Annotated in this window: 2 protein-coding genes; both read left to right on the top strand. The window is 57.8% G+C overall.

Annotation, left to right across the window (positions count from 1 at the left end):
* A partial coding sequence (locus B6V72_RS19275) for a hypothetical protein (RefSeq protein WP_168173091.1) occupies positions 1–246 on the top strand: 246 nt, incomplete at its 5' end.
* Between the two features lie 493 nt (positions 247–739).
* Positions 740–2,506: a hypothetical protein gene (locus B6V72_RS18845; RefSeq protein ID WP_088736361.1), complete on the top strand. Its 1,767-nt coding sequence runs from the start codon at positions 740–742 to the stop codon at positions 2,504–2,506.
* The last annotated feature ends 293 nt before the right edge of the window (positions 2,507–2,799 follow it).

The following is a 2,799-nucleotide window of genomic DNA, read 5'->3' as shown; positions in this document are numbered from 1 at the left end:
CCCGAACCAGAGTTGACCGAGAAGGAGCGCGATCAGGTCAAGGTAGTGGCCAGGACGCTGCTACAGACGCTGAAAGACGAGAAGTTCGTTCTGGACTGGAGAACCAAGTCTCGCGCCAAGGGTGAGGTCCTGAAAGCCATCGAAGTGGTTCTCGATGACGGACTGCCAGAAGCATACGACGAAGACCTGTACTCGGCCAAATGCGCCAGCATCTATAGGCACGTTTTCGAGGCCTACCATGGTTGAGCGGTCAGCATCTACGCTTGAACATGAGTAAGTCTGGTGCTGGTCGAGCCGCAATTTCCCCTTGGTGTCACACCTGAGCTATCCCATCAGCTTTCCCTTGAGTTGCGGGGATAGACCCAGCCCCCGACACAGGTTCTTGTCTCCTCGCCGTACTGTCTGTCCCTTTGGTGATGAGTGCCGAGGGGAAGACCTTGGGGGTGGTCTGTCGCGTCAGGCGTAGCGTTCAGCTCTGCCAGCTATAGCTTTGGCAATAGGTGCCACCATTAGTTGGAAGACCATCGGTTCAGCCCTTGCTGCAGCTGTTTGAGTGTATCGAACCAACACCCCCTTCAACACTACAGTCAAGGACCTCCACATGGCACAAGCATCAGCTTTGGCCACGGGGGGCACGCTTGCTTTTCCGCATGTGCTGGCCCCGGTGGTACAAACACCAATAAGACCCTTCTGTAGAGATTGTACTACCCATCAGTCTTCCAGTTTGACCGAGGCAACAATGTCCTCCTTGTTCGCTTTGCTGGGTCAACGTGGTGGTGGTCTTCCCCATCAGGATGTCACCATAGCACTTCAGGAACTGGTTGCTACGATGGTAGCTATGGCTGAGGAGACAGCCTCTCCCAGCTTCCACCTATCCAGTCTCGATCCCGGTATCGGCAAGACCACGGCGCTGATCTGCTTTGTTCAGGAACTGTTGAGGTCTGAGAGGCACCAGGATGTTGCTGTGTTGCTCTGTTTTTCGCAGCGGGAGGAGATAGCCAGATTGGTCGAGGAGATGGGTCTCGATGAAGCGGACTTCGCTGTCCTGACATCAGATGAGAGGGTCAATGCACTGAGCGCCACACTCCCCAATCAGGCCCGCATCCTGTTCACCACCCATTCCATGCTCCTTAGCCGGTGCCGTGGTCTTTCCTTCAAGGAGGCTGAGGTCTTCCACTACCAAGGGCTGGTCCGCGAAGTTCGGATATGGGACGAGGCGATGCTGCCAGGTGAGGTGGTCTCCATCAACACAGACCAACTTGCAGCCCTACGTGGCCCATTGAGGACGTCGCATCCAGCACTGGCTCAGATGGTTGAAGAGTTGGAACATGCGCTCAAAGCATCCGGTGGCCAGGGAACATATGATTGGCCTGATCTCGAGGAAGCCTCAGGAGTCTCCCTTTGGTCAGCCAGGAAGGGTTTGGCAGAAGGCCATGCCACCCACCTCGACAGCCTCTATGCCCTGTCAGGTCGTTGTGTTCTCCTCCGCAAGGCCAGCAACGCATCCACGGTCATCACTGCGCTCATCAGCCGAGACGCGATACCGGACGACCTTGCCCCTGTGGTGATCCTCGATGCCTCAGGCCGTGTCCGCTCGACGTACAGCCAGTGGGAGAAGCGCAAGGGTAACCTGGTGCGATTGCCATCTGCTGTCAGGGACTACCGCAACCTCACTGTCAGCGTCATGGATGCAGGGTCTGGGAAGACAGCATGGACGCAGAACTGTGAAGCCCTTGCCCTTGAGGTTGCCAAGCTGATCGACAGCAAACCGAGCGAGGAATGGCTGGTGATCTACCACAAGGCGGTCAACGGTGGAGCCATCCCAGATCAGATCATGGGATTGCTCAGCACAGACCCCAGCCGTGTCAGCTTCCTCAACTGGGGCAAGCACCACGGGACGAACGAGTTCCGGCACATCCGCAACGTCATCCTGACGGGCCTGAACAACCACCCAGAGACCGACTACGAGATGAAGGCCCGGCACTATAGCGAGGTCCCAAACGACCAAGATGCCCCCAAGACCATCGTTGACGACATGCAGGCCGGTGAACACAAGCACCACATCCTGCAGGCCCTGTGTCGCTCGGCACTGAGGCAGGGCAGCGGGCTGGAGTGTGGCCATTGTAATGCGTACATCATCGCCCCGAAGCGTTCAGGGGTCCGCAACCTGCTTCCCCAGATCTTCCCAGGCTGCAAGGTAGGCTCCTGGAAACCGACCAAGCAGAAAGCCAAAGGGAAAGTCCAAGAGGCGCTGACCTATGTCCAGATGTACTTCGAGGACTACCCAGATGGGGTCTTGCCGGTCGCCGAGATTCGGTCTGTCTTGGGCTATGATGCCTCCAACTTCCGCAACCGCATCCGCAACCATGACAGCTTCAAGGCTGGACTGGAGGGGCTGGGGATCGAGGAGGTCATCCAAGGCAACGGACGCCACTGCAACGCCTTGGCGAAGGTGACGCAGCCTTTCGGTCCCTTGGAAGGTGCTGAGTACATCGCGGATGTTTGAGCCAGAAAAATCTGAGTGCCCTATCAATAGACGGGGCGTTCGCCTTACCCCCCATACCCCCTGACAGGGGCTACCCCCAGAAGCGGCCACCAAAGGGTCAGCTACCGGAAGAGCAACAGTGCGGTCTCACGCTTCCGCTTCTGCGCGACCTGATCAGGCCACCGTAGAACAAGCCGTAGAACTCACGGTGCCTGTTGACCTAGGCTGGGCGATAGGGTTAGCCCTCGTTTCGCTGAGGCTTGTGGCCGATGCGGTGCCTGCAACGGGAAACAAACCCACTCCGCCGGCACCAC

Source organism: Thioclava sp. F34-6, from assembly GCF_002213235.1.
GTDB lineage: Bacteria > Pseudomonadota > Alphaproteobacteria > Rhodobacterales > Rhodobacteraceae > Thioclava > Thioclava nitratireducens.
This window is presented reverse-complemented; position numbering and strand designations above follow the sequence as displayed.

Coding starts and splice junctions, on each gene's coding strand:
- B6V72_RS18845 (WP_088736361.1), top strand. CDS start 740: ATGTCCTCCTTGTTCGCTTTGCTGGGTCAACGTGGTGGTGGTCTTCCC.